The 22,554-nt window shown below is 60.4% G+C and carries 21 protein-coding genes; 12 read left to right on the forward strand and 9 right to left on the reverse strand.

The features are described from left to right. Nucleotides 1-21 precede the first annotated feature (21 nt). Complete coding sequence (locus tag OH720_RS12710) at nt 22-1,050, reverse strand: LysR substrate-binding domain-containing protein (protein ID WP_272605889.1); 1,029 nt, start codon at nt 1,048-1,050, stop codon at nt 22-24. 298 nt (nt 1,051-1,348) lie between these two features. Here OH720_RS12710 and OH720_RS12715 point away from each other — a divergent pair, with 298 nt between their 5' ends. Then, the gene (locus tag OH720_RS12715) at nt 1,349-2,032 is read left to right on the forward strand and encodes a type 1 glutamine amidotransferase domain-containing protein (protein WP_272605890.1); all 684 of its coding nucleotides are present in this window, start codon (nt 1,349-1,351) and stop codon (nt 2,030-2,032) included. 78 nt (nt 2,033-2,110) lie between these two features. Next, nucleotides 2,111-2,410: a putative quinol monooxygenase gene (locus tag OH720_RS12720; RefSeq protein WP_272605891.1), complete on the forward strand. Its 300-nt coding sequence runs from the start codon at nt 2,111-2,113 to the stop codon at nt 2,408-2,410. 11 nt (nt 2,411-2,421) lie between these two features. Here OH720_RS12720 and OH720_RS12725 read toward each other — a convergent pair whose 3' ends face one another. The 5 genes from OH720_RS12725 to OH720_RS12745 form a co-directional block, all read right to left on the reverse strand. Beyond that, nucleotides 2,422-3,684: an OprD family porin gene (locus OH720_RS12725; protein WP_272605892.1), complete on the reverse strand. Its 1,263-nt coding sequence runs from the start codon at nt 3,682-3,684 to the stop codon at nt 2,422-2,424. A gap of 175 nt (nt 3,685-3,859) precedes the next feature. Next, complete coding sequence (locus OH720_RS12730; protein ID WP_272605893.1) at nt 3,860-5,632, reverse strand: acyl-CoA dehydrogenase C-terminal domain-containing protein; 1,773 nt, start codon at nt 5,630-5,632, stop codon at nt 3,860-3,862. A gap of 46 nt (nt 5,633-5,678) precedes the next feature. Then, a complete protein-coding gene (locus OH720_RS12735) occupies nt 5,679-7,343 on the reverse strand; it encodes a cation acetate symporter (protein WP_272605894.1) in 1,665 nt (554 codons plus the stop codon). Then, nucleotides 7,340-7,669 (reverse strand): DUF485 domain-containing protein, encoded by a 330-nt coding sequence (locus tag OH720_RS12740; protein ID WP_272605895.1) that lies wholly within the window; start codon nt 7,667-7,669, stop codon nt 7,340-7,342. Before OH720_RS12740 ends, OH720_RS12735 begins: the two co-directional genes overlap by 4 nt. Nucleotides 7,670-7,753: 84 nt before the next feature. Next, nucleotides 7,754-9,364, reverse strand: coding sequence for a long-chain fatty acid--CoA ligase (locus tag OH720_RS12745; protein WP_272605896.1), 1,611 nt, complete (start codon nt 9,362-9,364; stop codon nt 7,754-7,756). 81 nt (nt 9,365-9,445) lie between these two features. On the opposite strand from OH720_RS12745, the gene OH720_RS12750 reads away from it, so the two are divergent. Beyond that, nucleotides 9,446-9,616 (forward strand): hypothetical protein, encoded by a 171-nt coding sequence (locus OH720_RS12750; protein WP_272605897.1) that lies wholly within the window; start codon nt 9,446-9,448, stop codon nt 9,614-9,616. Between the two features lie 18 nt (nt 9,617-9,634). Here OH720_RS12750 and prpR read toward each other — a convergent pair whose 3' ends face one another. Further along, the gene (gene prpR, locus OH720_RS12755; protein ID WP_272605898.1) at nt 9,635-11,602 is read right to left on the reverse strand and encodes a propionate catabolism operon regulatory protein PrpR; all 1,968 of its coding nucleotides are present in this window, start codon (nt 11,600-11,602) and stop codon (nt 9,635-9,637) included. A gap of 249 nt (nt 11,603-11,851) precedes the next feature. Between prpR and OH720_RS12760 the strand changes: the two genes are divergently transcribed. The 5 genes from OH720_RS12760 to OH720_RS12780 are packed head-to-tail and all read left to right on the forward strand — an operon-like array spanning nt 11,852 to nt 15,975. Next, nucleotides 11,852-12,907, forward strand: a complete 1,056-nt coding sequence (locus OH720_RS12760) for a phosphotransferase family protein (RefSeq protein WP_272605899.1) — start codon at nt 11,852-11,854, stop codon at nt 12,905-12,907. Next, nucleotides 12,907-13,290 carry a DUF6285 domain-containing protein gene (locus OH720_RS12765; RefSeq protein WP_272605900.1) on the forward strand — a complete coding sequence of 128 codons (384 nt, stop codon included), beginning with the start codon at nt 12,907-12,909 and terminating at the stop codon, nt 13,288-13,290. The genes OH720_RS12760 and OH720_RS12765 overlap by 1 nt, the downstream gene beginning before the upstream one ends. Next, on the forward strand, nt 13,274-13,993 hold the full coding sequence (locus tag OH720_RS12770; RefSeq protein ID WP_272605901.1) for a histidine phosphatase family protein: 720 nt from the start codon (nt 13,274-13,276) through the stop codon (nt 13,991-13,993). Before OH720_RS12765 ends, OH720_RS12770 begins: the two co-directional genes overlap by 17 nt. Before the next feature lie 27 nt (nt 13,994-14,020). Then, nucleotides 14,021-15,199: an acyl-CoA dehydrogenase family protein gene (locus tag OH720_RS12775; protein WP_272605902.1), complete on the forward strand. Its 1,179-nt coding sequence runs from the start codon at nt 14,021-14,023 to the stop codon at nt 15,197-15,199. Then, the gene (locus tag OH720_RS12780; RefSeq protein ID WP_272605903.1) at nt 15,196-15,975 is read left to right on the forward strand and encodes an SDR family NAD(P)-dependent oxidoreductase; all 780 of its coding nucleotides are present in this window, start codon (nt 15,196-15,198) and stop codon (nt 15,973-15,975) included. Before OH720_RS12775 ends, OH720_RS12780 begins: the two co-directional genes overlap by 4 nt. A gap of 147 nt (nt 15,976-16,122) precedes the next feature. Here the strand turns inward: OH720_RS12780 and OH720_RS12785 are convergent, their stop codons facing one another. Beyond that, complete coding sequence (locus OH720_RS12785) at nt 16,123-17,016, reverse strand: acetoacetate decarboxylase (RefSeq protein WP_272605904.1); 894 nt, start codon at nt 17,014-17,016, stop codon at nt 16,123-16,125. A 723-nt stretch (nt 17,017-17,739) separates the two neighbouring features. Here OH720_RS12785 and nirB point away from each other — a divergent pair. The 3 genes from nirB to OH720_RS12800 are packed head-to-tail and all read left to right on the forward strand — an operon-like array spanning nt 17,740 to nt 21,147. Continuing rightward, nucleotides 17,740-20,301 carry a nitrite reductase large subunit NirB gene (nirB, locus tag OH720_RS12790; protein ID WP_272605905.1) on the forward strand — a complete coding sequence of 854 codons (2,562 nt, stop codon included), beginning with the start codon at nt 17,740-17,742 and terminating at the stop codon, nt 20,299-20,301. Continuing rightward, complete coding sequence (gene nirD, locus OH720_RS12795; protein ID WP_272605906.1) at nt 20,301-20,675, forward strand: nitrite reductase small subunit NirD; 375 nt, start codon at nt 20,301-20,303, stop codon at nt 20,673-20,675. The genes nirB and nirD overlap by 1 nt, the downstream gene beginning before the upstream one ends. Nucleotides 20,676-20,706: 31 nt before the next feature. Next, the gene (locus tag OH720_RS12800) at nt 20,707-21,147 is read left to right on the forward strand and encodes a CBS domain-containing protein (protein WP_008061144.1); all 441 of its coding nucleotides are present in this window, start codon (nt 20,707-20,709) and stop codon (nt 21,145-21,147) included. Nucleotides 21,148-21,235: 88 nt separating this feature from the next. On the opposite strand, the gene OH720_RS12805 is transcribed toward OH720_RS12800, so the two are convergent. After that, the gene (locus OH720_RS12805) at nt 21,236-21,667 is read right to left on the reverse strand and encodes a nuclear transport factor 2 family protein (RefSeq protein ID WP_272605907.1); all 432 of its coding nucleotides are present in this window, start codon (nt 21,665-21,667) and stop codon (nt 21,236-21,238) included. Between the two features lie 172 nt (nt 21,668-21,839). Here OH720_RS12805 and OH720_RS12810 point away from each other — a divergent pair, with 172 nt between their 5' ends. Then, entirely contained in the window at nt 21,840-22,514 is a 675-nt protein-coding gene (locus tag OH720_RS12810) for a DUF2238 domain-containing protein (RefSeq protein WP_272606442.1), read from the forward strand. The last annotated feature ends 40 nt before the right edge of the window (nt 22,515-22,554 follow it).

The following is a 22,554-nucleotide window of genomic DNA, read 5'->3' on the forward strand; positions in this document are numbered from 1 at the left end:
CGCCACGCGTGGCCTGTCGAATCAATTTCCGAAGGAGCCGGGCTTGCCGGCGAAGGCGTCGTTGAAATCGCCTTCGCCGGCAAGCGTTGACCCCGTGAGAAAACAGGCGTCTTCGTCGCCCCTGAGGGCATAGCCTTCATACAGGTTGTCAAAGCCCAGCGCTGCGAAACTGTCCGCCAGGAAATCCAGCAGGCTTCTGATCGATGGCATCAGGCCGCGCCTTGACGCAAACAGAGCATGAACGATTGCGCTCCTGGGTTTCCAGTCTTGCAGAACCGGTATGAGCACGCCGTTTCGAATGTCCTTGAACACCACCAGTTCCGGTAACTGGACAATGCCGCCGCCCTCTATCGCCACCCGTCGAAGCGTGATCATGTCATCGGTGATCAACCGTGGGCTGTGGCGCACGGTCGCTTGTACACCGCCCGGCCCCTCCATGTTCCATTGGTACTGACGCGCACAGGGTCCCATATCGAGGCTCGGATAGCGCGTCAGGTCGGCCAGTGATGTGGCCTGTCCCATACGTTCGATGAGGTTTGGACTTGCCACCAGTGCATGCGGACTGCGCGTCAGGGTCTTCATGGTCAGGCCGCTGTCCTCGAACGGTGGAAAACCGGTTCGCAGGACGATGTCGAAGCCTTCGCGCAGCGGGTCAACCGTGCGGTTGGTGCTTTCCAGGTGGACCTCGACCTCGGGGTAGCGACCCATGTAGCGGGCGATCATGCCGGCGACCAGAAAGTTGAGCAGGGCCGTGGGGCAGGCTATCCGCACGATACCTTTGGGCGATGTGCGGCTGTTATCGATCAACGATTGCGCCGCGCTCGCGCTATCCAGCATTACCAGGCAGTGCTGGTAGTACTCCTGGCCGAGTTCCGAAACCGAGAACTGGCGCGTGGAGCGATTGATCAGGCGAATGCCCAGGCGCTCCTCCAGCGCCGACAAATGCCGGCTGAGTCTGGACTTGGGGATGCCCAGCTCACGACTGGCAGCGCCGATGCCCTGGTGCTCGACAATTTGTGCATAGAGGTACAGCTCATTCAGGTCATACATCGGACAGGTGTTCCATAGATGGAATAGTCAATTGCGAGTCGGAGCCTACCGAGGTCCAGATGCGCGGATTAAGGTGTGATTTCGCCGGGATGCCAGTCATGGCGAACGTCATCTGCATGCACAAGGGGGTTTGGAAAGTTGAAAGCAGCCTTGGACATTGCGCAACCATTTTTCTCCGATTATCGCCGTCATGATGTTGTTGCGATGCTTCGCGGACGAACACCTGATAGGGAAGGGGGGCAACCTCGGATCGAGGGGCTACCCCTGTCATTTGCAACATGAAAAAGTGAGGTGGAACATGAGCAAGAAAATGCTGGTGGTACTGACCAGCTTTCCCAAGTATCCCAACCTGGCACGTGCCACTGGCCTTTGGCTTGGTGAGGCGGTGCACTTCGTCAGAAAAGTCCAGGACGCGGGTTACCAGGTCGACTATGTCAGCCCCAAGGGCGGATACACGCCGATTGATCCCCACAGCCTGGCAATGGCCGATGAGGGGGATTGGCAGTGGTATCAGGATAAGGCCTTCATGAACCGGTTGGGCGCGACACTTAAGCCAGACCAGGTCAACCCGGCGGATTATTCGGTCATCTATTACGCCGGGGGGCATGGCGTGGTCTGGGACTTCCCTGATAACGAGGAGTTGCAGGCCCTCAGCCGCAGCATCTATGAGAACGGCGGCATCGTGTCGTCTGTCTGCCACGGTGCGGTGGGGTTGCTGAACATCAAACTGTCCGATGGCTCGCTGCTGATTGACGGCAAGGAGGTCACGGGTTTCTCCAACAATGAAGAGAAGATTGCCGAGCTGGACCAATACGTCCCCTACCTGACCGAGGACGAGATGGTCAAGCGAGGCGCCATCTACAAGAAGGCAGCGGAGCCATGGGCACCGTTTGCGGTCGCTGACCGGCGTGTCATCACCGGTCAGAACCCCGCCTCCGGCGGTCCTGTCGCCGATCTCGTGCTGAAAGAACTGGCTCGTTAAGGGCTGCGTTTCCGGCCGCTGCGTTGCTTCCACGCAAAGCACGGGGTGGCCGGTTTTCAACTGGAGCGTTTGGCAGATATGAATACGCGTGTCTATGTAATGGCCAGTTTTGTGGTGAAACCGCAAGGCCTTGAGGGGATGCGCGGCGTGCTGGCCGAACTCAGCCGGCAGACGTGCCTGGAGCCTGGTTGTCTGGAATACGCCTACTATCAATCCCTTGCCAATCCCCTGGAGTTTTCCTCCTTTGAGGTGTGGGAAAGCGCGGAGTCCGAGGCACGGCATTGGCAAACCCGTCATCTTCAAGCGGCGCTCGCCCAAGCCTCGGACCTGCTGCAAGGTGACGCGCGGATCGTCAAGTATCAGCGCGTCACCGCATAGCAGCTGTTGGCTTACCAGAGCGGCAGGGTGTAGCTGACGATCAGGCGATTGTCGTCCAGGTCATTGCCGAAATGGCGGGTACGCACCGTGGCGTTGCGCCATTTGATGCCGAGGTTCTTCAAGGGGCCTGCTTGCACGACATAGCCAATGTCGGTGTCACGTTCCCACTCGGCGCCTTTCGGCTGGCCGGGGCCCAGGTCGATGTGGTCACCGGTGAGATAACGGGTCATGAATGTCAGGCCCGGCATGCCAAACACCACAAAGTCGAAGTCGTAACGCAGTTGCCAGGAGCGCTCGTCGCGGTTGGCGAAATCACCGAACTGCACGTAGTTGAACAGGTAGGGGTCGCTGCCGGCGATATAGGCATATCCCGTACGGCCTTCCATCTGTTGATAGGCAAATCCCAGGGTATGGCTCCCATGCTTGTAGCTCAGCAGGGCGCCGTAGGCTTTGTTGTCGATAGGGCTGTTGCCTGCATCGGTTGCCCGTGCGACACGCAGCTCAGTCTTGAGTGATTGCAGCGTTCCCAGCGGCTGGGTATGGAGCAGGTTGACGATGTGTTGGCGGTAGATGTCTGTCAGCTCGCCGTAGTGCCAGGCGGTGCTCAACTGGCTATTCCACTGATAGCCGGCACCGGCAAAGTTGAATGCGTCGCTGGTCTTGCCGGATTTCACGCCGATGGCGCCGGCACTGCCATTGCTGGCGGACATGTCCTCATAGTCGGATGAATTGCGCTGGTTGACGCGTTGCAACTGGCCCGCGTCGAGTGTCAGGCCCGCCCATTCCTGAGTGTTCAAATGAGCGCCGCGAAAGGTTTGCGGCAGCAGGCGGCCATCGTTGTAGGTCACCGAGGGAAGCCTGGGCAAAAGGGTGCCCACCTTGAACACCGTTCGAGAAGCCTTGAACTTGGCGGTCAGTCCCATCTCGCCGTACTCGTCCTGGGCACGGCGGGTTTCCCGATCCTGCTTGAGCAATTGAGTACCGCTGCGTCCCGGGCCTGAATCGAGCTTCACGCCCAACAGTCCCAAGGCATCGACCCCGACCCCGATCGGCCCTTCACTGAACCCGGACTCGTAACGCAACAGGAAACCCAGTGCCCATTCTTCGGCTTTTGCCTGGGGGGCACTGTGCTGGCGGAAGTCCCGGTTCATGTAAAAGTTTCGCAGTTCCAGCGTGGCTTTGCTGTCGGCCATCCACTCGGCGTTGACCGGTGCCGACAGGGCCAGCGTGCCGCTGACGAGGAATAGAGGGGTCTTGAGGGTCGTTCGGCGCATGCTTGTTGCCTCTTGTTGTTTTTATGGGACAGCCGGGTTCGTTCGGGACGCATCGTCCCGATGAGAGGGGTCATGAAGGAAGGGATATGCCCGGGTTGCCTGGGTCACATCGCGTGTTGTTGGCCAATAAAAAAGACGCGGCCCGAATGAGCAAAGACCGCGCCTTGAAAATCAATCAGAACTGGTCTTCAGCCAATCCGAAGAGTGTGGCGCTGCCGGCTCGAATGCTGGCTTCGAGCCCCAACGTTCGCGGCAGCAGGCGCTGGAAATAGAATGCCGCCGTGGCCAGTTTGGCGTCATGGAACACCGGGTCTTCGTTGCGCCTGGTGCTGGCCACGGCAGCCATGCGGGCCCACATGTAGGCATAGGCGACATAGCCAAACAGGTGCAGGTACTCCACGGAGGCGGCGCCCAGCTCATTCGGATTTGTCCTGGCGCTATCCATCAGCCAATCGCTGACAGCCAGCAAGCGATCGAGGGCGGCTACCAACTCGCGGCTATAAGGCAGGTTGCAGCCATCGGCAAAAGCCAGGGCTTCGGCGCAGAACAGGCGCAATGCTGCACCGCCATCGGCAACCACCTTGCGGCCCAGCAGGTCGAGGGCCTGGATGCCATTGGTGCCTTCGTAGATCTGGGCGATGCGCACGTCACGTACGTACTGCTCCTGGCCCCATTCGCGGATGTAGCCGTGGCCTCCGAAGACTTGTTGGCCATTCACGCAACTTTCCAGTCCGGTATCCGTGAAGAAGGCCTTGGCCACCGGGGTGAGCAATGCCGCCAGGGCGCCGGAGCGCTGACGTTCCCCAGGGTCTTCGGCGAACCGGGCGAGGTCTAGTTGCTGGCCGACGTAACAGGCAAAGGCGCGACCGCCTTCGGTGAGTGCTTTCATGCCAAGCAGCATACGCCGGACATCGGGATGAACGATGATCGGGTCGGCGGCCTTGTCGATGGCCACAGCGCCGCCCGGCGCCCGACTCTGCAAGCGTTCTCGGGCATATCGTATGGCGGCCTGGTAGGAGCCCTCTGCGCAGCCGATGCCCTGGATGCCGATGGACAGGCGCTCGTAGTTCATCATGGTGAACATCGCCGCCATGCCTTTGTTGGCTTCGCCAATCAGGTAACCGGTGGCGCCATCGAAGTTCATCACGCAGGTGGCTGAGGCCTTGATACCCATTTTGTGTTCGATGGCGCCGCAACTCAGCGCATTGCGCGCGCCAAGGCTGCCATCGGCATTGACCAGGACCTTGGGCACCAGGAACAGCGAAATGCCCTTTGCTCCGGGCGCGGCGTCCGGCAGCTTCGCCAGCACCAGGTGAATGATGTTCTCGGTCAGGTCCTGCTCGCCTCCGGTGATGAATATCTTGCTGCCGCTGATGCGATAACCACCCCCTGCCTGAGGCTCGGCCCGGGTGCGCAGCAGGCCCAGATCGGTGCCGGCGTGAGGTTCGGTCAGGCACATGGAGCCGGCCCAGCGACCTGCATACATCGGCGGCAGGTAGGTGGCTCGCAAATCCGCGCTGGCGTGGGCATCGATCGCCAGGCATGCGCCGGACGAAAGCGTCGAATAGAGGGCAAAGCTGGTGTTGGCGGCGTAGAGCATTTCCTCGACCTGCACAGCCAGCATCTTTGGCATGCCCATGCCGTCATGGTCGGGGTTGCCACTCAGGCCCACCCAGCCACCTTCGATGTAAGTGGCGTAGGCCTCCTTGAAACCGGACGGGGTGGTGACCGTTCCCGCGTGCCACCGCGCACCTTCCTCGTCGCCGCTACGGTTGAGCGGGGCGATGAGCTGCCCGGTGACCTTTGCCGCTTCCTCGAGGATGGCATTGGCGGTATCGGCATCGACCCGCTCTTCCAGTGCTGGCAGGCGCGCCCAGAGTGCCGGCGCGTCGAAGACTTCATGCAGGACAAAGCGCATGTCGCGCAGTGGGGCGTTGTAGGTGTTCATGTTCGGTATCTCGGCGATGAGAAGGGGGCACGGCAGCCCCCGATGGTCAGTGGGAGGAGGCCGTGGCTATGCCCAGGCCGGTTTCGGCGCGGATCTTCTGGTCGTCGAAACCATCCCGATCCTTTTGCGCCTGGGCGCTGCGATCGAGCCTGGACACCAGGACAATCACCAGGAAAGCCACCGGCATCGAAAACAGGGCCGGGTGGTCATACGGGAAGACGGCGCGGGCGTGGCCCAGCACAGTGACCCAGACCGTCGGTGAGAGAATGACCAGGGTCAGTGCCGAGGCGAGCCCGGCCAGGCCGCCGCAGATGGCCCCGCGCGTCGTCAGGCCTTTCCAGTACATGGCCATGATCAACACGGGAAAGTTGGCCGAAGCGGCGATGCCGAAAGTCAGTCCCACCAGGAAGGCGATGTTCACCTGTTCGAAGAGGATGCCCAGGCCGATGGCAATCACCCCCAGCCCGATGACCGCCAGGCGCGTGACACGCATCTCCTGCTTTTCGCTGGCATTGCCCTGTTTGAAAACCGTCAGGTAAAGGTCGTGGGAGATGGCCGAGGCCCCGGCGAGGGTGAGGCCGGCGACGACGGCAAGAATCGTCGCAAAAGCCACCGCCGACAGGAAACCGAGAAACAGGTCCCCACCCACGGCCTGGGCCAGGTGCATGGCCACCATATTGCTGCCGCCCACCAGCGCACCGCCCGGCTTGCCGTCCACGAAATAGTGCGGATCGGTGCCGACGATGACGATGGCGGCGTAGCCCAGCACGCAAACAATCAGAAAGAAGAAGCCGATGAAGCCCGAGGCATAGAACACCGATTTGCGCGCTTCCTTGGCATTGGCCACCGTGAAAAAGCGCATGAGGATGTGCGGCAGCCCGGCGAGGCCGAACACCAGGCCGAGGGCCATGGAGGCGACATTGACCGGGTTAGACAGCATGGAACCGGGCCCCATGATGTTCCAGCCGCTGGCGTGGACCTCCACGGCACGCCTGGCCAGTGTCTCCAGGCTGAAGTCGAACTGAGCCAGGGCCAGGAGCATCAAGGTCGTACCGCCGGCCAGCAGCAGAACCGCCTTGGTGATTTGGACCCAGGTGGTGGCGAGCATGCCGCCGAACACCACGTAGACCAGCATCAGCACGCCGACCACCACGACGGCCACCGAGTAGTCGAGTCCGAATAGCAGCTTGATCAGTTGCCCGGCGCCGACCATCTGCAGCAGCAAATAGCAGCAGACAACCGTCAACGAACCGCAGGCGGCCAGCACCCGGATTTTGCGCTGATCGAGGCGGAACGAAACAATGTCGGCAAAGGTGTAGCGCCCCAGGTTACGCAGGCGTTCGGCCATCAGGAACGTAAGCACCGGCCAGCCGACAAAGAAGCCGATGACATAGATGAAACCGTCATAGCCCTTGGTAAACACCAGGCTGGACAACCCCAGCAATGTCGAAGCGGACATGTAGTCACCGGCAATCGCCAGTCCGTTCTGCCATCCGCTGATGCCGCCCCCGGCGGTATAAAAATCGTGGGCCGAGCGGGTGCGGCGCGACGCCCACCAGGTAATCAGCAGCGTCGCCAGGACAAAGATGAAGAAAATACCGATCGCATGAAGATTCATCGGTTGCCTGGAGGCACTGATCGTGTCGGCGTGAGCCAACAGGGGCAGGGCTGGCAGGCAGGTGGCAAGCGCAAGTGACAGAGGACGGTTCATGGGCGGCACTCCTGGACGATTTGCTCGCTGAGGCTGTCGAAGCGGGTGTTGGCGCGATGGACATACCAGCCGGTGAGCAGCCAGGAAACCAGGATGATCAATGCGCCCAGCGGCATTCCCAGTGTCAGGTGGCTGCCGGGGTAAAGCGGCGTATGCAGGACTTCAGGCAGGCATGCAGCGACCGCCATGAACACAAAATAGGCGCTCAGCACCAAGGCACTGAGTAGCCAGGAGGTGCGTGAACGAGACCTGCTCAGGACAATGAAACGCGGACTCTTGCGGATGCGACTGTAGTGATCGCAAAGCTGCTCAGCGGTATCGGACATGGTGCCTCCGTTTATTTTTGTTGTAGGGCTGCCGTGCGGCCTGACGTGTGCCAGGCCGTGGATGGATCAAAAGAAGGGGGCCGGTTATGGCCAGACAAAATCCGCGAAGTGCTCGCGAAGGGTTTTCTTGCTGACCTTGCCGGTCGCCGTGTGTGGCAGTTCGCGCACAAGCGCGCTCGCATCCGGTAACCACCATTTGGGTATCTTGCCTTCGAGGAACGCCAGGAGCTCCTGATGGCTGGGGGCGTTATCGGGTTGTCGGCAGACGATCACCAGTAACGGACGCTCGCTCCAGACAGGATGCGTAACTCCGATGACCGCGGCTTGGGCAATGTCCGGGTGAGCCATGATCGCGTTTTCGATTTCCACCGAGCAGATCCACTCACCACCGGACTTGATCATGTCTTTGATTCTGTCAGTGATTTGCAGGTAGCCATGGTCATCGAGGGTGGCGATATCTCCGGTGTCGAACCAGCCCTCCCGGGTTGCCTGGCCGTAGTAACCGCTGCTGACCCACGGACCGCGCACTTGCAGCGCGCCGCAGGCGATCCCGTCATGGGCCACCGGTTCGCCCGCTTCGTCGATCAGGCGCATTTCAACGCCGAACAGTGCGCGTCCGGACTTGAGTAACTGCTGGCCTCGGTCCTCATCACCCAGTGTGTCGTACCAGGGTTGGTAGCGGTTATAGCTGCCCATCGGGCTCATCTCGGTCATTCCCCAGCCATTCTCCAGGGCAACGCCGTGGGCGCCCATCGCCTGGATCAGCGAAAGAGGGCAGGCGGCGCCTCCCGTGACGGCACGTTTGAGGCTGGGTATCTGCTGATCGTTTGCATGCAGGTACTGGCTGATGTTGGCCCAAAGGGTGGGCACGCCCAGCGAGAAGGTCACCGCCTCTTCGTTGATCAGCCTTACCATGGCGCCGGCATCTCCCACGCGCGCACCCGGCAACACCAGCTTGGCGCCCACCATGGCCGCGTTGTAGGGCATTCCCCACGCGTTGACATGGAACATCGGGACCATTGGCATGACAACATCAATGGCCCGCAGCCCGACATTGTCCGCCATGTTCTGTGCCATTCCATGAAGGACGGTGCTGCGGTGACTGGTCAGCACGCCCTTCGGGTTCCCGGTGGTGCCGGAGGTGTAGCAAAGTCCGCAGGCCAGTTGCTCGTCGAGTTCGGGCCAGGTGTAACGGTCTGAAGCGCTATCGAGCAATTGTTCATAGCAGAGCAGGTTGGGCAGGCTGCTTGGCGGCAGTTCGTCGAGGCCGCACAGGACCACAAAATGGCGCACGCAAGACAGCCGGGCCTGAAGGCTCTCGACCAATGGTATGAACTGCGGATCGATGAACAGCACATCATCCTGTGCATGCTCGATGATGTAGGCGATCTGTTCCGGGAACAGCTTGGGATTGATGGTGTGGCAAACACGGCCCGAACACGGCACCGCGTAATGCAGCTCGAAGTGTCGGTGATCGTTCCAGGCCAGGGTACCCACGCGGGCACCGGCAGGGCTGTCGAGATCATCGAGTACATTGGCCAGTCGACGAGCGCGAGCGAAGGCCTCTGTGTAGGTGTACCGATGGACGCGTCCATCGGCGGACAGCGAAACGATTTCGCTATGGGCAGCAACCTGTTCGACGTGCCGCATGATGGCGGCAATACCCAGGTTGAAGTTCATCATTAAGCCTTGCACAGGCGACCTCCTGCCTTGTTCTTATTGGTATGGGCCATGGGTTTCCAACCTCGAAACCGGGCCCTCCCCAGTGTGAGAGCAATGGCTGTGCCAATCGGCAATGCAGGTCATCTTTTCTGGATATTAATGTTTAAAATCAATTGGATAGAAATTGAGGACGAAGATCGCTCGGCTTCGGGATCTCGCCTGGCGACCCAGGCCATTTCAAACCTGGAACGAAATTTCAAGGATGCGTTTTCATCATTGAAATGATCAACGCATGCCTCGATGTCACCGCGCAGGCGTGGTGCGCAGTCGTCGCCAGAGGGTGGTCCGACTGATGCCAAGCCGTCGGGCCGCCTCATCCATATCGCCATCGCAGGCATCCACGACTTGCCTGACATGCGCGATTTCGCTGGCTTTGCCGATACTGCGCAGGTCGGCACCTGGCAGCTGCGGGCTGGCAGGCCGGGCTTGCAAGTCGTCACCTTCAAACAGTTCGGGGAACAGGGTAGGCAGCGTCCCCGCCGATTGCCGATCATTAAGTTCGTGGGCCGACAAGGCGGCGCGTTCGATGATGTTCTCCAGCTCACGAATATTGCCCGGCCAGCGATGCTTGAGCAGATAAGGCATCAGCTGCTGGAGGTGCTGCTGATCGAAGGCCATGGCTTCAGGACGCCGGGGGATTTTTTGCAGGATGGCCTGCGCCAGGGGGGCAATATCCTGGGGACGCTCGCGCAACGGTGGAACGGCCAGGCGCAGAATGTTGAGTCGGTAATACAGGTCTTCGCGGAAACGACCGTCACCGATGCGTTCGCGCAAGTCGCAATGGGTGGCGCCAATGACCCTGATATCCACGGGGGTTGGCTCAGAGGCACCGAGCCGCAGCACTTCGCGCTCTTGCAGCACGCGCAGCAAACGGGTCTGAAGGGACACCGGCATGTCGCCGATTTCGTCGAGGAACAGTGTGCCGGTGTGCGCGGTTTCGATCAGGCCGATCTTGCCGCCCTTGCGTGAGCCGGTAAAGGCACCTTCCTCGTAGCCGAAAAGCTCGCTCTCGAGCAAGGTCTCGGGGAAGGCCGCGCAGTTGATCGCGACAAAGGGGCCGGGCTGGCGCGGGCTGGCATTGTGCAGGCTCTGGGCGAGCAGTTCCTTGCCCGTGCCGCTTTCCCCGGTGATCAATACGGTGGAATCGGTCAGGGCATAGCCTTGGGCCAGGCGCAGCATGTCGCGAAACGCCGGCGTGTCACCGAGGATCTGGTCGAAGTGGTAGCGAGCCGTGAACTGCCGCGGGCGCACCTGGGCACGAATGCGGCGATCGGCACGCTGGATGACAGTGGTTTCCTGGCACGTGATGATGACGCCATCGGTCTTGCCATTCTCGATGATGGGGCTGACGTTGGCGGCCAGGGTTTTGTTGCCCACCTTGAGGATGCGACTTTCTTCGGTCTCACCGCTGCTCAGGACTTGCGAAATGTTCAGGTCGGGCAGCACCTCGCCGATCGGCCGTTCATGGGCCCATTCGCTGGAGATGCCCAGAAAGCTCGCCATCTTGGGGTTGAGCGATTGCACCCGGCCATTGGCGTCGATCGCGATCACCCCGTCGGTCAGGTTGCGCAATACGGCATTCAGGCGTTGTTGCTGGATCAGCGCCAGCGTGCGGCTGCGACATATGGCCAAGGCATCTTCAAGCGTTCTGCGCACGGCATCGGCGTTCAGCGCCAACACGCCTTGGGCGCCCGCTTCCTCGGCCACTTCGACGGCGGTGGAGGAGCCGACGATCACCCCATAGCCAGCGTCCATCAGCTCGCGGATTTGCTGGCGTGCTTCCTCGAAGCTGGTGTAGGTGGCCTGGCGAATATCGACCGTGAACAGCGATGCCATGGCCTCCAGTTCCGGATGAGTGTGCTGGAAACTGAGAATGCCGACCTTGGTGGCCCTGGCCCTTGCCAGGTCGAGCGCGCGAATCAAATCGTATTCGCCCATGCGGATTGAAAGGATCGTGGTCGACAGGTGTCGGCGCAAGTAATCGGCTGTGGCGCCAGAACAGATGATCATGTCGACATCACCCCGGCTTTCCAACTCCCGTCCCGTGGCCAGGAGCTCGGTGACGGTCGTTTCCACGATCTCCAGTTGCGTGCGGTTCAAGTAATCCGGTACGACCTGCTGGACGATCCGTGCCATGCGGCTTGGGCCTTCCGGGGTGCGTAGATGGGTGATCAGGGCGACGACGCGGGGCAGGTAATGTTCGGTAGGCATGGGGTATTGCGCTCTCTGGAGCAAGCCGGATTCAAGGCGCTTGTTGATCGTGGTTATTCTTTTCCATGTTGAAATAAAGATTTCAACTCTGCAATCGATGGCTGTCGGCAAGGTCCGGGGTGGATTGATTTGTAGTTCTTAAGTGATTGTTTTTAAAAATAAAAAATAAATAGCAGGCGCATGTTTTGAATCTGGCGCGGCTCTTGCTCTTACCCCACACAGGTCAATACCTATGGGACAGAGCCAACCATGACGCCCCTCCAATCTCCAGATTTCCTGGACACACGGATCGATATTCCCGATGCCCATCAGGCATTGGCAGACTTTCTGAAAGCACGGCTCGATTGCGAGCAGCTGCGCATCGAAAAAAGTGAGCGCCTCTCCGGCGGCGCCATCCAGGAGAACTGGCTGTTACATGCCCAGGTCACTGAGGGTGGACGCCAGGTCAGGCGCGAGTGGGTACTGCGCACAGACTCGCCTTCGTCCGTTGCGGCGAGCATGAGCCGTGACCAGGAGTTCGCTGTACTGAGTGCAGTGCACCAGGCAGGCGTGAAAGTGCCTGAGCCGCTGTGGCTATGCCGGGACGCCACGGTCATCGGCCGTGACTTTTTCATCATGCAGGCCCTGCGCGGGACGGCCAGCGGCCACCGCCTGACCACGGACAATCACCTGGACGCTGCGCGCCGCGAACTGGCCGCAGAACTGGGAAGAAGCCTGGCCCTATTGCATCGGATCACCCCGGATCATCCTGGGCTGGCTTTCCTGCCCGCTGCGCACAGCGACCCGATCCAGGCCACGATCGATCTGTACCGGCAATACCTCGATGCGTTACCGGGCAGTCACCCGGTCATTGAATGGGGGTTGCGCTGGTGTGAATTGAATCGACCCGATCCCATGCCCGCCTGCCTGATTCACCGTGATTACCGCACGGGCAATTACATGGTCGATCAGGGGCGCCTGAGCGGGGTGTTGGATTGGGAGTTTGCGTGCTGGGGCGATCCTCGTGAAGACCTGGGCTGGTTTACCGCCAAATGTTGGCGTTTCGCCCGTCCGGACAGGGAAGCCGGTGGCATGGGCGAGTTGCGCGACTTTCTGCAGGGTTACCAGGCGGTTTGCGGGTACAGCCCCTGCGCTCAAGAGCTGAAATTCTGGCAGCTCATGGCCCATGTGCGCTGGGCGGTGGTGGCGGTACAGCAGGCGCAGCGTCACCTGTCGGGTCAGCAGCGCTCTCTCGAATTGGCGCTCACCGGTCGAATGGTGCCGGAACTTGAATATGAAATCCTGGCGCTCAGTGGAGGACGGTGATGACTGATCCAAACGCAGTGGAACTCATGGAAACGGCCCGTGACCTCTTGCTCAAGCAGCTGATGCCGGCGCTGCCGCAAAGCCTGCATTACGAATGCCGGATGATTGCCAGCGCGATGGCGATGGCTTGCCGGGAGATCGGACTGGCAGCGACGGTGGAGTTGGTGGAAGAGCAGCGCCTGGCGGATGTGCTCGGGATTCACAGTCTTGCCGGGCTCACGCCGCAAGATGCGCGGGCGTTGCTCAGCCAGTTCATTCGCCAGGGGCTGTATGACCCACCCGGCGATTCCAGCGATACGTTGCTGGAAGCGTTGCGGGAGATCACCTGGACCCGCCTGGCAATCAGCAATCCGAAGGTGGTGGCCGATGAACGCCCAGTCTGATCTGCCCATCCGCCGTCGCCGCTGCTATCTGGTACGCCACGGTCATGTCGAGTATTTCGGTGCCGATGGCCAGCCGCTTGATCCTCGGCTGGTACCGCTGTCTCGCACTGGCGAACAGCAGGTTCGGGCGCTGGCGCAGGTGCTGCAGGCGCTCACGTTTGATCGAATCCTGTGCTCGGATTATCCAAGGGCGCGACAGACGCTGGATCAGTTGCTGGCCGGAAGGAGCGTTTCGTTCGACGCGAAGCCTGAACTGCGCGAGATCCGCGCCGGGCGCTTGCGTGAATTGCCCACGGGCATGCTATTCGAAGCCGTCACCGGCGCTTACCGACTCGCCGCAAAACCGGGTGCGGCGTTTCTTGGCGGTGAACGGTGGGACGCGTTCGAGGCACGCGTACTCGGTGTGTTCTTCGACCTCATCAACGAACCCGAATGGGACAGCGCCCTGATCGTCAGTCACGACGCGGTCAACCGGGTCCTGCTGGCATGGGCCGTTGGGTCCGGCCTGTCGGAAATTGCCGCGTTCGAACAGGACACTGCCTGCCTGAATGTCCTGGACATCGATATGCAGGGCAGTCAGGTGACGGGCGCAATCATTCGCACGCTCAACTTCACCCCTTACGACCCGCACAAATCCTCTATTCGCAACACGGTCCTCGAAAATCTGTTCAGCGCGATTCAACCCGATGGCTTGAAGGCCTGAAAAACAGCCAGTACCCAAGGAAACCCTATGAACTTCGCACTTTCTGACGAGCTTCTGACACTGCAGGCCAAGGTCAGACACTTCATTGCCAATGAAATCATTCCGCTGGAAAACGACCCTCGCCAAGGTCCACACGGTCCTTCGCAAGGGCTGCGCCAGGCGTTGGTCGAGAAGGCGCGCGCCCAGGGGCTGCTGACACCCCATGCATCCCGGGACATGGGTGGGCTCGGCCTGTCTCATGTGGCCAAGGCGATCATTTTCGAAGAGGCCGCTTACTCGCCGCTGGGTCCCACCGCGCTGAACATCCACGCACCGGACGAAGGCAATATTCACTTGATGGAAGTGGTGGCGAGTGAGGCGCAGAAACAGCGCTGGCTGCTGCCGATGGTCCAGGGGCATATTCGCTCCTGCTTCGCGATGACCGAGCCGGGACCCGGTGCCGGTTCTGATCCGTCCATGCTCACGACGACGGCGGTGCGCGACGGTGACGACTACATCATCAATGGGCGCAAATGGTTGATCACCGGTGCCGAAGGCGCCAGTTTCGCCATCATCATGGCGCGGATGGAAGACGGCAGCGCCACCATGTTCCTGACCGATACCGACCGACCAGGATTCATCCTCGAGCGCATGATGGACTCGCTCGATAGCTGCTTCACCGGCGGTCACGCCGTGTTGCGTTTCGACAACCTGCGGATACCCGCCAGCGACGTTCTGGGCGAAATCGGCAAGGGCTTTCGTTACGCCCAGGTGCGCCTGGCGCCGGCACGCCTGACCCACTGCATGCGTTGGTTAGGTCAAGCGCGACGCGCCCACGACGTGGCCTGCACGTACGCCCGGCGTCGGCAATCATTCGGCAAAGTGCTGGGTGAACACCAGGGGGTCGGTTTCATGCTGGCCGATAATGAAATGGACCTGCTGACCACTCGCCTGGCCGTGTGGCATTGCGCCTGGGTACTGGACCAGGGCGAGCGTGGCAACTTTGAATCGAGCATGACCAAGGTCATCAGCTCCGAAGGGATCTGGCGGGTGATCGATCGTAGCGTCCAGGTGCTGGGCGGCCAGGGCGTGACCGGCGAAACCATCGTCGACCGGATATTCCGCGACGCTCGCGGGTTCCGCATCTACGACGGTCCCAACGAGGTGCATCGCATGAGTCTGGCGAAGAAAATCCTGGCGCGTGGCGTGCAAGGAGCAACCCTATGAACCGTAATCCCTCGCAACTGTTCGACCTGAGTGGGCAAGTAGTCCTCGTGACCGGGGCTTCCAGCGGGCTGGGCCGGCATTTCGCCAAGACCCTGGCGGCCGCCGGAGCCGTAGTGGCGGTGGCGGCACGACGTGTCGATCGACTTGAAGAATTGGTCCGCGATATGCATTTCGAGGGCCACCAGGCGCGCGCCTACGAACTGGACGTCACCTCGCGTGAGTCGGTCATCCAGTGCCTGGATGCGATCGAGGGTGACTGGGACGGGCTGGATGTGGTCGTCAACAACGCGGGAATCAGCGACACCAAGCGTGTCCTCGAATACACCGATGCCGACTGGCAGGCCATCCTCGACACCAACCTCAAAGGTGCCTGGATGGTCGCCCAAGAGGCCGCGAGGCGCATGGTCGCCGCGGGCAGAAAGGGCAGCCTGATCAATATCACCTCCATCCTGGCCAGCAGGGTCGGGGGCGGGGTGGGTCCCTACTGCGCCGCCAAGGCTGGCTTGAGTCACCTGACTCGATCAATGGCGCTTGAACTCGCGCGTCACGGCATTCGGGTCAACTCGCTCGCACCGGGCTATGTGGCGACTGAAATCAATCAGGCGTTCTTGAGCAGCGAGGCGGGCGAGCGGCTTCGTGCGCGTATTCCTTCGCGCGCTTTTTGTCAGTGTGAAGACCTGGACGGCGCGCTTTTGTTGCTGGCTTCAGCGGCAGGCAAGGGCATGACCGGGACAGAGATCACCGTGGACGGCGGCCATGCCTGTTCAGGTCTGTGACCGTGTTCTGGAGGAGGGACAGTCAATGATCACCGTCGACACGGGGCCTGCCGGCATCCCTGATTGCTCGACCCCCTAGACAACTTCATTGACGGCCAGGAGAAAGCAGTTGCTCTCTCATGGCCGGTTTCAATGTGATACGCCTGATCAGGTTCGCTTCAGGTAGTCGTGAACAACCTTGCCCGGCTCCAGCAGGTAGTTACCCAGCGTGTGACGCACGGAGACGATCTCTCTGATCGGCAGCGCTGCAATCGGCACCGCTTCGTGATTGAACAGGTCCAGGCTCGCGGCACCCGTCCAGGCCTCCTTGAGATCGACAGTCGAATACTCGAACCTGACCAGCTCGGCGATTCGTGGCGTCTTGCCGTCGACGTCAGGAATGATTTTGAGTACGACGCCGGGGACCCGCATTGCTTTGGTCGCCTCGGCCAGATCAACCTTCTTGAACTTGTAGGCCATGCTCGCCCGGGCAACCACTGCGCCATCGTATTCGAGCGTTCCGACATACGATTCGTTGTTTTGCCCAACCCGCGGGTGACCGAATTTCTTCGGCAATCCCCAGACCTCCCGGCCCAGCATGATGGCGGTGACATTCTCCGCGACCATCAGCGGACGAAAGCTCACGGCTTCATCCCCCAGGAAACAGGAGATGCTCTGGGCGAACTCGTAATAGTCACCTATCCCCGGGGCGACCATGGACAGGAACGAGAGACTGACGATGGGGTCCTTGACCACCAGCGGTTCTGGCACGAGCGCTCGCGCCAGTTCCATATCCGTTCGATAACTGATGGTGAGCGAGGGGCGGTCGAGGAAGGCGCTTGGAGGTTGGGCATAGGCGGGGGCGTGAAGGGGCATGGCAAACGCTTTCTGGCGTACACCTTCCGGCGTCAGCGGTGTTCCGGCAATCGAGTCTGGAAGGAATATCCCTCCCGTGGCGCTACCGACCGATGACTGTGCGAAAAGGGGGCTTGCGGCGGCTGCCAGTCCGACACCCGCGGTGACCAGCACATCTCTGCGCGAGAGGTTCAGGGGAAGGTTCATTGTTTCGTCTCCGGGTAGATGGACAGGTCTCATGCATCGATCAGCTTGTGGGCCGATGGAATGTGAGAGGGGCCGGAGCAATGCGTATGCCAAGAGTTAAAGAGAGGGTTACTGGCAGGAAAAAAATCAAAAAAACTATAATAAACAATTAGTTATAGCTTTTTTGTGAATTGAAACTATTCGAAATTGAGAAATAGACAGGGTTTTCTTTCAGAGTTGAAAGATTAATTTCACAGTTGAATGTCAATTGCCAACACCTGTCCATGCACTTTTATAAAGCGCGGTGAATACCAAGGTGCACCAGTCGGAAGCGGCTCACCTCGTCAATCGCGTCGTTCTGCGAGCAGATTTGCCGATGCCACGCGGGGTTTTTACCACCCTGGAGATCCAGCTTGCTCCGTGCGGGAACGCCTCTGGAATAGGGTTTTCAAAGGTTTTCCAGCGCGCCATGTACGCCATGCATTCCAGAAAACAACACACCTCAACAGCGACTGGCACAAACACTGCATTAACCCCCTCAAGCCCATCCGAAAAAGATGGGCAGCCCTCTCGGTCAACGACGATCGACTGGCCGCACAGGTCGTGGGCAATATCGGTGGATCAGGCATGGCCGTCTGGTTTTCAACACCGCAAAAGAACAGGCAAAGACGCCTGGAACCGCAAGGTTTCAGGCGTTTTTTTTTGCTTTTTTTCACCGTGATGGGCTTAGGGCAGGTGTCGTATATGAATTCCAATGTAGCCAGTTTGAACAAGCTGCAAACGCTGATCGTGATCGGCAATGGCATGGTCGGACATCATTGTGTCGAGCAGTTGATCGAGCGCGGCGCGCTTGACCGCTATCGGCTGCACGTCTTCAGCGAAGAACCGATGCGTGCCTACGACCGCGTGCATCTGTCCGAATACTTCTCCGGTCGCGACGCCGAGTCGCTGGCACTCAGTGACGCGGCGCTGTACGAGACGCCCGGCGTCACCTTGCACTTGGGTGTGCCGGTGCTGGAAATCGACCGCGCCCGGCGCCAGGTGATTACCGCACAAGGCTGCGTTGCCTACGACAAGCTGGTCCTGGCCACCGGTTCTTATCCGTTCGTGCCGCCGATCGAAGGCGCCGAAGGCGATTCGCGCCTGGTCTATCGCACCCTGGAAGACCTCGATGCCATTCGTGCCGCGGCGGCCAATGCCCGGCGCGGGGTGGTGGTCGGCGGTGGCCTGCTGGGCCTTGAAGCCGCCAACGCCCTGAAAAGCCTGGGGCTCGAAGCGCACGTGGTGGAATTCGCCCCGCGGCTGATGCCGGTGCAGCTGGATGACCTGGGTGGGCTGGCGCTCAAGGCGCAGATCGAGCGCCTCGGCGTCGGTGTGCACCTGTCCCGCGCTACGCAGTCGATCAGCGCCGGCGAGCAATACCGCTACCGGATGAATTTCGCCAACGACGAGTTCCTCGAGACTGACCTGATCGTGTTCTCCGCCGGTATCCGTGCCCAGGACGCGCTGGCCCGGCAATGCGCGCTGGAGATCGGCCCGCGCGGTGGCGTGGTGATCGACGACACCTGCGTGAGCTGTGACCCGAACATCTACGCCATCGGTGAATGTGCTTCCTGGAATGGCAGCCTGTTCGGCCTGGTCGCGCCGGGCTACCAGATGGCCCGCAGTGTCGCAGCACGCCTGTGTGACGACGCCGCCGAGCCGTTCCAGGGCGCCGACATGTCGACCAAGCTCAAGCTGCTGGGCGTCGACGTTGGCTCCATCGGCGATGCCCACGCCAACACGCCGGGTGCGCGCAGCTATCAGTTCATCGACGAAACGACGGCCAGCTACCGCCGCCTGGTGGTGGATGCCAGCGGCAAACACGTGCTCGGTGCCGTGCTGATCGGCGACAACAGCTATTACGACACGCTGCTGCAATACATGCAGAACGCGATCGCCTTGCCGGCCGAACCGGCCGCGCTGATCCTGCCGTCGTCCGAAGGCGCGCCGACCCTCGGCCCTGGCGCCTTGCCGGAAACGGCCACGGTCTGCTCGTGCCACAACGTGACCAAGGGCGCCATCTGCTCGGCCATCGACGGCGGTTGCAGCGACCTCGGCCTGCTTAAATCGCAGACCAAGGCCTGCACCGGTTGCGGTGGTTGCGCCGGGTTGCTCAAGCAAGTCTTCGAACATGAATTGATTGCCCGTGGGGTCAGCGTCGACAAGAGCCTGTGCGAACACTTTGCCTACACCCGCCAGGAACTGTATGCGCTGGTGCGGGTAGAAGGGGTGATCACCTTCGAGGAACTGCTGGCCAAGCATGGCCGTGGCCACACCGGTTGCGATGTGTGCAAGCCGGCGGTGGGCTCGATCCTGGCGTCGTGCTGGAACCAGCCGATCATGGATCCGTCGCTGGTGCCGCTGCAGGACACCAACGACACCTTCATGGCCAACATGCAGAAAAACGGCACCTATTCCGTCGTGCCGCGCATCCCCGGTGGCGAGATCACCGCTGACAAGCTGATTGCCATTGGCGTGGTAGCGAAGAAATACGACCTCTACACCAAAATCACCGGCGGCCAGCGCATCGACCTGTTCGGCGCGCAGTTGCATCAGTTGCCGGACATCTGGAGCGAGCTGATTGAAGCCGGCTTCGAAACCGGCCACGCCTACGGCAAATCGACCCGCACGGTGAAGTCTTGCGTCGGCAGCACCTGGTGCCGCTATGGGGTGCAGGACAGCGTGCAAATGGCCCTGACCATCGAAGATCGCTACAAGGGCCTGCGTTCGCCGCACAAGCTCAAGTTCGCGGTGTCCGGTTGCACACGTGAATGCGCCGAGGCGCAAAGCAAGGACGTCGGCGTGATCGCCACCGAGAAGGGCTGGAACCTCTACATCGCCGGCAACGGCGGCATGCGCCCGCGCCATGCCGAGCTGTTCGCCACCGACCTCGATGACGCGACCCTGATCCGCTACATCGACCGCTTCCTGATGTTCTACATCCGCACCGCCGACAAATTGCAGCGCACCTCGGTCTGGCGCGAAAGCCTGGAAGGCGGCCTGGACTACCTCAAGGACGTGATCATCCACGACAGTCTGGGCCTGGGTGCCGAGCTCGAGTCGCAGATGCAGCTGGTGGTCAATCGCTACGAATGCGAGTGGGCCAACGCCCTCAAGGACCCGGAAAAACTCAAGCGCTTCCGGACCTTTGTCAACGATAAACGCCCGGATCCGGACATCCACTTTGTCCAGGAGCGTGGTCAACGCCGGCCGATCATGGCGGCTGAACTCAACCTGATCCCTGTTACCGAGGAGAGTGTCTGATGAACCCGTCCAATACCCAACGCGTTGAAGCCCGTGCGTCTGTCGTCTGGCAATCGGTGTGCAGCCAGCAGGACCTGGTGAATGACTCCGGTGTGGTGGTGTGGCTGGACGGTGCCCAGGTGGCGCTGTTCTACCTGCCGGGCATGCAGGGCAAGAATCTCTATGCCATTGACAACCACGACCCGCAATCGGGGGCCAATGTCATCGGCCGCGGACTGGTCGGCAGCATCAAGGGCGACCTGGTCGTTGCCTCACCCATTTACAAGCAGCATTTTCGTCTTGAAGACGGCAGTTGCCTGGAGTACCCGCAACAGCGCTTGCGGGTCTGGCCGGTGCGGTTGAACGAAGGGCTGGTGGAAGTCGGGGTGGCCTGACGTTGTACGCCATTCACATCAGGAGACGGACATGAAGACAGCCGCACAGTTGCTCAAGCTCAAGGTCGTGGAAAACCAGCAGGTGCACAGCATCGCACCGGACGCCATGGTGCTGGAGGCCGTGCAGAAAATGGCCGAAAAGAACGTGGGTGCATTGCCGGTGATCGAGAAGGGCCAGGTCGTCGGGGTGATCAGCGAGCGCGACTATGCGCGCAAGGTGGTGCTGCTGGGACGTTCGTCAGTCGGCACGCCGGTCAGGGCCATCATGAGCTCGCCGGTGGTCACGGCCGACAGCCAACAGAGCATCGAGCACTGCATGGCGGTCATGACGGACAGCCATTTGCGCCACCTGCCGGTGGTGGAGAACGGTGAGCTGATCGGGTTGCTGTCGATTGGCGATCTGGTCAAGGAAGCCATTGTCGAGCAGGCCGACCTGATTCGCCAGTTTGAACATTACATTCGCGGGCACTGAGACAAACTGTTTATCAGCGCAACTCAAAGGGGACGGATGGGCGGGTAGACGCCAATTCGTCCGCTTTTTTTTCGGGGTCACCCGAATATCAGAACTTGAACGCCTGTCGTCCTACCAGTAGCCATTTTCCGCTCTGTTTTTGCCAGATCTGGAAGTTCTCGATTTCCGTCGGGACCACCTCGGTGCCTTTGAGGGCCTGGGCCGAGAAGTGGTGGCGAACCAAGGCAACATCGCCGGAAACGGTGATGGTCTGGTTTTGCATCTCAAGGGTCTTGAAAGCACTTTTGCCGGTTTCGATATCGGCGATGAATTGCTGCTTGTCCTGGATCTTGCCGCTGGAATGGCCGTAGGTGAGGTTTTCGGCGGTCAACGCGTTCAGCTCGGCAATGTCCTTGTGCAGCATCGCCTGGGTCAAGTGATCGACGGCTTGTGCCACGTCCTTGTCCCCGGCAGCCGGGGTCGCGGCGGCGTAGCAGCTGAACAGGCACAGAAAACCAATCAGCATTTTTGTTTTTTTCATGAGGATTCCTTGTTGTTGTGGGTGATCTGATTGACGAGCTTGAGGTGCATCATCAGTCATCGTACAACATAGCATGCAAGGTCAGAAAAAAGCGAACTTGCGGCGAAGGCACATCTCGAAGTTAAAAGCCCGTATGGAATCTGCAATTCAAGGGTATCGGGGAGTTCAAATCATGCAGCCCAAGGAACATCCGCGATTCGAATTGACGCTGCTGATCGTGTTTGTGCTTATCGTCATTGCATTGGGCTATTCCCCGCGCAGCCGGGTGGATTGGGCGCTTGAGAACCTGCTGGCGCTGCTGCTGGTGGGGACGTTGGTGGCTAGCTATCGCCATTTTCGCCTGTCGGCGGCGTCCCTTGCGCTGGTGTTCGTTTTCTTGTGCATTCACGAACTGGGGGCGCATTACACCTATTCCCTGGTGCCTTACGATCGGTGGTGTTCGACCTTAACCGGCGTCAGTTTCGACAAGAGCCTTGGCCTGCACCGTAACCACTACGACCGCCTGGTTCACCTGAGTTACGGGCTGTTGATGGCCTGGCCGATCCGCGAAGTGCTGCTGCGGCTGACGCCGTTGCGCGGGCGCTGGCTGTTTTTCATGGCCCTGAACATCATCCTGTCGACCTCGGCCGTTTATGAGCTGGTGGAATGGATCGGTGGGGCCTACCTGGGCGACGACACGGCAAAAGCCTTCGTCGGCGCGCAAAACGACCCGTGGGATTCACAAAAGGACATGGCCCTGGCGGTTGCTGGTGCTTTCGTCAGCCTGCTATTGGTTTCCCTGCGCAATACGGCAGAAAACGCCGGATTACCTACCGCATGTCGAAAAAACAGGAATCAGTTGGGATAGGCTTCAATTACCGGACAGACACGTCGATAACCTCTTGAGA

Source organism: Pseudomonas sp. WJP1 (assembly GCF_028471945.1).
Lineage (GTDB): Bacteria > Pseudomonadota > Gammaproteobacteria > Pseudomonadales > Pseudomonadaceae > Aquipseudomonas.